We start from the raw sequence: 6,929 nt of genomic DNA on the forward strand, positions 1-6,929 counted from the left end.
GGTTATCTCGTGCCACATTCCACATTACATGGCAAAAAAAACTTTTCTACGCAAGAAATTGAGTATTTATCCCACCTCCGTTTTGCCATTGATCAACACGCGATTGTCAGTATTGCCAATGCTGCTGGCGATATTATTGATGTGAATGACAAATTTTGTGAAATCAGTGGCTATTCTCGTGATGAGCTGATTGGGAAAAACCATCGCTTATTAAAATCGGCAGAACATTCCACTGCTTTTTTTCGTCAAATGTGGATGACCATTGCCTCGGGTAAGGTATGGCAAGGCGAAATTTGCAATCTCAATAAACAAGGCCAAGAGTATTGGGTACGCTCAACTATCGTGCCTTTTTTAGATGAAAATGGCCTGCCACAACAATATCTTTCTATTCGTACTGATATTACGTATACCAAATTAGCTGAGAGAAAATTACGCGTGTTTCGGCGGTTGGTTGAAACCACAGAGCAGGCAATTCGGGTATCAGATGCAGAAGGTCGGATTCAATATGTCAACCCAGCTTACGAGCGCCTATTGGGTTATCGCAGCCGCGAAGTGTTAGGGCGTGATTTTGTTGCAGTGGGCACGGCTGGACAGCAAGAAGAGAAAGTAGCCGAGGTTTTAAATACATTAGCAGAAGGAAAAAGCTGGACGGGTCTATTAAAATTGATGCGTAAAGATGGCTCGGAATTTATGAGCTTAAGTAATTTATGCCCCATCATGGATCCCAATACCGGCAAACTGGCTAATACATTTAATATGTTTGTTGATTATTCGGCAGAGATTGAACGACAGCAGGCACTAGAACAGGCAGTTGAGCAAGCTAATGAAGCCAACCAAGCAAAATCAGAATTTTTATCGCGGATGAGTCATGAACTGCGGACACCGATGAATGCGATTATCGGTTTTTCGTCTTTAATGGAAATGGATGATGAACTCAGCGAAGACAATCGCGATAATGTAAATGAAATTATTAAGGCCAGTCACCACCTATTGCAGTTGATTAACGAGGTGTTGGATTTGGCACGTGTTGAAGCCAGAAAAGTAGAGCTGTCCATAGAGCCGGTGGATTGCTTAGTTCTGGTTGAAGAATGTCATAGCTTATTACGCCCTTTATTAGAAAAATCAGAAGTCAATCTTAAAGTCTATTTGCCAGAGCCATTTGTTGTTCGTGCTGATCATATTCGCCTAAAACAAGTTTTGTTAAATTTAATTTCCAATGCGATTAAATACAATCGCCGAGGTGGTAAAGTATCTATTCAAGGTGAGGCGGTTGAAACAGCATCAGGGCATTTCCTGCGCTTGCATGTGCAAGACACGGGTAATGGTATCGCCCCTGAGCGTATGAAAGAACTGTTCCGGCCCTTTAATCGACTGGGTGCAGAATATGGCGAGATTGAAGGGACGGGGATTGGTTTGGTGATCACCCACAGCTTAGTTGAGTTGATGGGGGGACACATTGGCGTTGAAAGTGAGCTAGGCAAGGGCAGTGATTTTTGGATTGAATTGCCAGCCGAGGTTTTACCAGAACTGGTCGATACCGCCGTCACCGCTACCGCCGAGGCTGAGTCAGATAAACAACAACGCCGCTACACAGTGCTGTATATCGAAGATAACCCCGCCAATATCAAACTGGTGACCCAAGCCTTAGCGCGCCTACCCCATATTTCGTTGTTTACCGCACATACCCCATCGTTAGGACTGGATTTAGCGCATCATCATCAACCCGATTTGATTTTGTTGGATATCAATTTGCCGGGGATGAATGGTTATCAGGTGCTGGCCGAGCTCAAAAACCGCACTCGTACGGCGTCGATTCCCGTAATTGCGATCACCGCCAACGCCATGCGGCGTGATATTGAACGCGGTAAACAAGCGGGTTTTGCTGAATACTTAACTAAGCCATTGGATATCAGTCTGTTTTTACGGACAGTCAATGAATTTCTGGAAAGGTCTGTATAAAGGATGTGCGATGAAACCAGAAATTAAATCAGCGCATATTTTATTGGTGGATGATGAACCCGCCAATCTGAAGCTATTGCAGAAAATTTTGCAGGGCGAAGGATTTGTTCATCTCACCGCCATTTCCGATCCGCGCTTAGTGGCCTCAACCTATCAGCAACAACGGGTGGATTTAATTCTGTTGGATTTGAACATGCCGCATCTCGATGGTTTTGCGGTGATGGAACAGCTGTTTGCGCTCGATCAGCCACTATTGGCACCGATTGTGATGCTAACTGCGCAAGCACAGCATGACATTATGTTGAAAGCGTTAACCTTAGGGGCACGCGACTTTATCACCAAACCTTTTCACCGCATCGAGTTGTTGGCGCGGGTACGTAATCTATTAGAAGCCCATTTAGCCCATCGTTTTTTGGAACAACGCAAAGCGGTATTAGAAGAAATGGTGGCTGAACGGACGCAGGAATTAAATCGTTCTCATCAAAAAATTGTTCGTCTGTTGGCCAAGGCCGCTGAATTTCGCGACAACGAAACCGGTGCGCATGTGCTGCGGATGAGCCATACCGCCAGTATGTTAGCAAAGCGTTTGGGATGGGATGAGAAACAGTGTGAATTGTTGTTTTATGCCAGCCCGATGCACGATGTCGGCAAAATTGGCATCTCAGACACGATTTTGCTCAAACCCGGGCGATTGACACCGGAAGAACGATTCATCATGGAACAGCATGCTGAGATTGGCGCCCGTATTTTAGAAGAGCACCATGATAACGAGCTGTTACAGATGGCCTACCGAATTGCGTTGTCGCACCACGAAAAGTGGGATGGTTCTGGTTATCCGCGTGGTTTGAAGGGTGAAGACATTCCGATTGAAGGGCGAATTGCAGCGATTGCCGATGTCTTTGATGCCCTAACGTCAACACGGCCTTATAAGCGGGCGTGGCCGATTGATGACGCTGTTAACTTCTTAAAAGAACAAGCCGGCAAACATTTCGACCCCAATTTAGTCGAGTATTTCTTAGCCATTTTGCCCGAAGTGTTAGCCATTCGGCAGCGTTATGCAGATGAAGACAGCGACGGGGATTTGTAGGGTGTCGTCACCCCAAAAGGGCGACGCACCATGAACAGTGAGCGTTGTTTTGCCAAACAACCGGTAATCCAACGTATGCTGGCTAGGACAATCCGTCTTACGCAGGGCGGGGCGTGGATATGGGAATATCGCGATTAAGCAATCGCTGTCAGTCCCTTTTTTTGTATCACAGTAAGCAACCGCAGTGCTGGGCCACCGGGTTTTTTTACACCGCGCTCCCAATCTGAAACAAGATTCTTAGAGACGTTAAGATAACGAGCGAATACTGGTTGTGAGATATGCTCACGCAAACGAATCGCTTTGATCTCTTCAGGAGCCATGATGTGAATTGGTGTTAAACATGCCTCATCAAAATCACGCATCGTTTTTTTATTGACGGCACCAATTTCGTGTAAAGCTTCCATTGTTTCATGGATGGCAGCGAAAGCATCGCTACGGTATTTTTTAGGCATCTTTGACAATCTCCTCAAACTGACCATTGGCAACGAGCTGTTGCAACTGTTCATCAGTAAGTGCAAGAACTTGCTTGGCCATTTTCTTAAACTGGGTTTCTTCATCCTCACGAATATTATCTTGCTCGTTTTTAGGAAATCCAAAAACAAAAAAGGCTTTATCGCCCTTGCAATACAAAATAATAGTGCGATAACCATTGGATTTACCGCGACCCGAGCGGGCAATTCGCTGTTTGATAACACCACTACCAAGATCAGCATCAACCTGACCTTGCTCTGCACGCTCGACTGCGTCCCATAGAACTTCATCTGAGATTTTTTCTTTGCGGGCAAACCGCTTAAACCACGCGTTTTTGAAAGCTCTCAAAGCGAATGACTCCATACATTGTGATGATAGTATCACGCTAAGCATGATACTTAAAGTGGCGTGGTTTCGCGAAATAGAGTCAAGAAAACTGCTGATACAACATGCAAAAAACCGCCCCACCCAATCAAAGGCAAAGCGGTTCGATGTGGCATACGGTGGTATTTTGCTGCTACGGGGATTCGTAGGGTGTCGTCACCCCAAAGGGGCGACGCACCATTAGCCTCGATTTAGAACGCAGGCACAATTGCACCTTGGTATTTCTGTTGCAAGAATGCTTTGACATCAGCACCGGTCAAAGCGGTTGCCAGTTTTTTCAGAGCAGGGCTGTCTTTGTTATCGCTGCGGCTAACCAAAATATTGGCATACGGCGATTTTGCCCCCTCGATAAACAGCGCATCACGTGTTGGCACTAGCTTGGCTTCTAAAGCATAGTTGGTGTTGATCAAAGCCAAATCGACTTGATTCAAAATGCGTGGCAAGGTCGCTGCTTCTAACTCAGTGATTTTCAGCTTTTTCGGGTTATCGGTGATGTCTTTTGCTGTCGCCAACAAATTGCTCGGATCTTTCAGCTTGATTAAACCCTGTGCTTGCAACAACAGCAAAGCACGTGCACCGTTTGACGGATCGTTTGGAATCGCCACCCGCGCGCCTTCTTTCAAATCTTTAGCAGCTTTCACCTTTTGAGAATAGGCACCAAAAGGCTCAACGTGAACAGCTGTGACCGTCACCAGCGAAGTGCCTTTATTCTTATTAAAGGTATCGAGGTAGGGTTTGTGTTGGAAGAAGTTGGCGTCTAACTTTTTCTCTGCCACTTGCACGTTAGGCTGCACATAGTCGGTAAAGACTTTTACCTCTAATTCCACGCCTTCTTTAGCCAATTTGGGTTTCACAAACTCCAAAATTTCGGCATGGGGCACGGCTGTTGCGCCAACACTTAATTTTTCGGCATGGGCATTCACAGCAAAAGCCGCGACAACGCTCGCCACGATCAGACTGATTCGTTTCATTTTTAATATCCTTTATTTACGAGTGAAATGAGCAACGGCTTTATCCCCTGCCCACTGTAGAACCTGAACCAACACAATCAAAATCAAAACCGTGACCACCATCACGTCGGTTTGGAAGCGTTGATAGCCATAGCGCACTGCTAAATCTCCCAAACCACCACCACCAATCACCCCCGACATTGCCGAATAGCCAACGAGACTAATGGCAGTCACGGTGATAGCGGCTAGTAATCCCGGCAAGGCTTCTGGCAATAAAGCCAACCATAAAATCTGCCACCGTTGAGCACCCATCGCTTGGCAGGCTTCGATAATGCCCTTATCCAAATCACGCAACACGTTTTCCACTAACCGTGCGAAAAACGGTACGGCGGCGGCGACCAGAGGCGGGATAGCGCCTTCGACACCAATTGAGGTCCCGATGAGCCACACAGTGAGCGGAATCATCACAATCAATAAAATGATGAAAGGCAATGACCGCAATACATTGACCACCAACGATAAAACGCCATACAGCCCTTTGTGGCCTTGTAGCTGTGAGCTGCTTGACCAAAACAGTAAGACACCAAGCGGCAAGCCCAATAACACGGTAAAAAATAGTGAAACGCCGGTCAGAATCAGCGTTTCCTGTGTTCCCTGCCACAGTTCGGCAAGGTCAAGATTCACAAATTCAATCATGGTCGTTTCCTTTGTTGCAAAATATCGGTGCGAACACCGCGTGCCGCGAAAGCGTCTTGTAAGGCGGTGATATCAACGGTGTTGGCTCGTGCCACTTCAACAATCAGTTGACCATACGGCGTGTCCTTAATTCGCCCAATGGTGCCGTGAAGGATATTGAAGGCAATGCCCCACTGTTGCGCGAGTTCGTGCAATAACGGTTGGTGGGTGGTAGCACCGGTAAAGCTCAGTCGCAAGACCGCACCTTGGGCCATCGCCAATGCCGCTTGCCATTCGGCTTCATGCTGACCGCCGCTTTCCGCCAACATACTTTGCGTTGCAGGGTGGGCGGGATGTAGGAAAATATCGCTTACAGGGCCCATCTCTACAATTTCACCAGCTTCAATCACCGCCACACGGTCACAAATGCTTTTGACGACATTCATTTCATGGGTGATTAACACAATGGTTAGCCCCATGCGGCGGTTGATGTCGAGTAGCAGTTGCAAAATCGCTTGCGTGGTTTGTGGATCTAATGCGCTCGTGGCTTCATCACACAGCAAGAGTTTTGGTGAATTTGCCAAAGCCCGCGCAATCCCCACCCGCTGCTTTTGTCCACCCGACAGCTGTGCCGGATATTTATGGCGGTGATCTTGTAGGCCAACCAGTTCTAATAACTGATGAATGTGTTGTGGATCGATGGCTTTCTTGGCAAGTTTCAAGGGAAAGACAATGTTTTCTTCCACTGTCCGAGCCATCAACAAATTGAAATGTTGAAACACCATGCCCGTTTGTTGGCGTAGCTTCACCAAACCTTGTGCATCTAATGCAGTGATGTCTTGACCATCAATGTCAATGTGACCGCTACTGGGGCGTTCCAACAGATTTAAGGTGCGAATGAGGCTGCTTTTACCGGCACCGGAACGGCCAATAATGCCAAAAATTTCCCCCCGACCAATTTCCAAGTTGATGTCGCGCAACGCAGTCACGGCGCGCCCATCGACTTGATAGGTTTTATGGAGGTTGCGGATACGAATCATAAGCTACCCAAAAAAAGAAGCCGCACGCGGATCACACAGTGCGGCACAGACTGTAACAGAGTCGCTAAAGACAGAAAAATGCTCATTAGTGCTTTTTTTATACAATTTTGCACTAAGGATTAGACGTAAAGCGGCAATTGTACTGCAAGCGATTCGGCAAGTGGTCATCACTTTTTGGCTAGAATTTCCCCATTTTTTCATAGAATCTCTGCAAGGAAACCCGCGATTTCAATCGCGGGAGGAATTGCGGGTGCGCGAAGCGCTCCCTGTGGTATAAACTGTGACGCATGGTCGATGTCGTCACAAAACGTAATTACTTCTATCAAACGGCCTACCATGTGATCTGGTGCCCGAAGTATCGGC

The 6,929-nt window shown here is 46.9% G+C and carries 7 protein-coding genes; 2 read left to right on the forward strand and 5 right to left on the reverse strand.

Annotated features, from left to right (window positions below; all coding sequences use genetic code 11):
• Positions 1 to 9: 9 nt before the first annotated feature.
• Complete coding sequence (locus tag ACYVJG_RS12225) at positions 10 to 1,959, forward strand: PAS domain S-box protein (protein ID WP_460431296.1); 1,950 nt, start codon at positions 10 to 12, stop codon at positions 1,957 to 1,959.
• A 10-nt stretch (positions 1,960 to 1,969) separates the two neighbouring features.
• On the forward strand, positions 1,970 to 3,046 hold the full coding sequence (locus tag ACYVJG_RS12230) for an HD domain-containing phosphohydrolase (RefSeq protein WP_460431297.1): 1,077 nt from the start codon (positions 1,970 to 1,972) through the stop codon (positions 3,044 to 3,046).
• Between the two features lie 134 nt (positions 3,047 to 3,180).
• Here the strand turns inward: ACYVJG_RS12230 and ACYVJG_RS12235 are convergent, their stop codons facing one another.
• The 5 genes from ACYVJG_RS12235 to ACYVJG_RS12255 form a co-directional block, all read right to left on the reverse strand.
• Positions 3,181 to 3,498 (reverse strand): helix-turn-helix domain-containing protein, encoded by a 318-nt coding sequence (locus tag ACYVJG_RS12235; RefSeq protein WP_460431298.1) that lies wholly within the window; start codon positions 3,496 to 3,498, stop codon positions 3,181 to 3,183.
• A complete protein-coding gene (locus ACYVJG_RS12240) occupies positions 3,491 to 3,865 on the reverse strand; it encodes a type II toxin-antitoxin system RelE/ParE family toxin (RefSeq protein ID WP_460431299.1) in 375 nt (124 codons plus the stop codon). The genes ACYVJG_RS12235 and ACYVJG_RS12240 overlap by 8 nt, the downstream gene beginning before the upstream one ends.
• A gap of 227 nt (positions 3,866 to 4,092) precedes the next feature.
• Positions 4,093 to 4,872 carry a MetQ/NlpA family ABC transporter substrate-binding protein gene (locus ACYVJG_RS12245; RefSeq protein WP_460431300.1) on the reverse strand — a complete coding sequence of 260 codons (780 nt, stop codon included), beginning with the start codon at positions 4,870 to 4,872 and terminating at the stop codon, positions 4,093 to 4,095.
• 12 nt (positions 4,873 to 4,884) lie between these two features.
• A complete protein-coding gene (locus tag ACYVJG_RS12250; RefSeq protein WP_460431301.1) occupies positions 4,885 to 5,547 on the reverse strand; it encodes a methionine ABC transporter permease in 663 nt (220 codons plus the stop codon).
• The gene (locus tag ACYVJG_RS12255; protein ID WP_460431302.1) at positions 5,544 to 6,566 is read right to left on the reverse strand and encodes a methionine ABC transporter ATP-binding protein; all 1,023 of its coding nucleotides are present in this window, start codon (positions 6,564 to 6,566) and stop codon (positions 5,544 to 5,546) included. The genes ACYVJG_RS12250 and ACYVJG_RS12255 overlap by 4 nt, the downstream gene beginning before the upstream one ends.
• Positions 6,567 to 6,929 lie beyond the last annotated feature (363 nt).

The organism is Aquaspirillum soli (assembly GCF_054781915.1).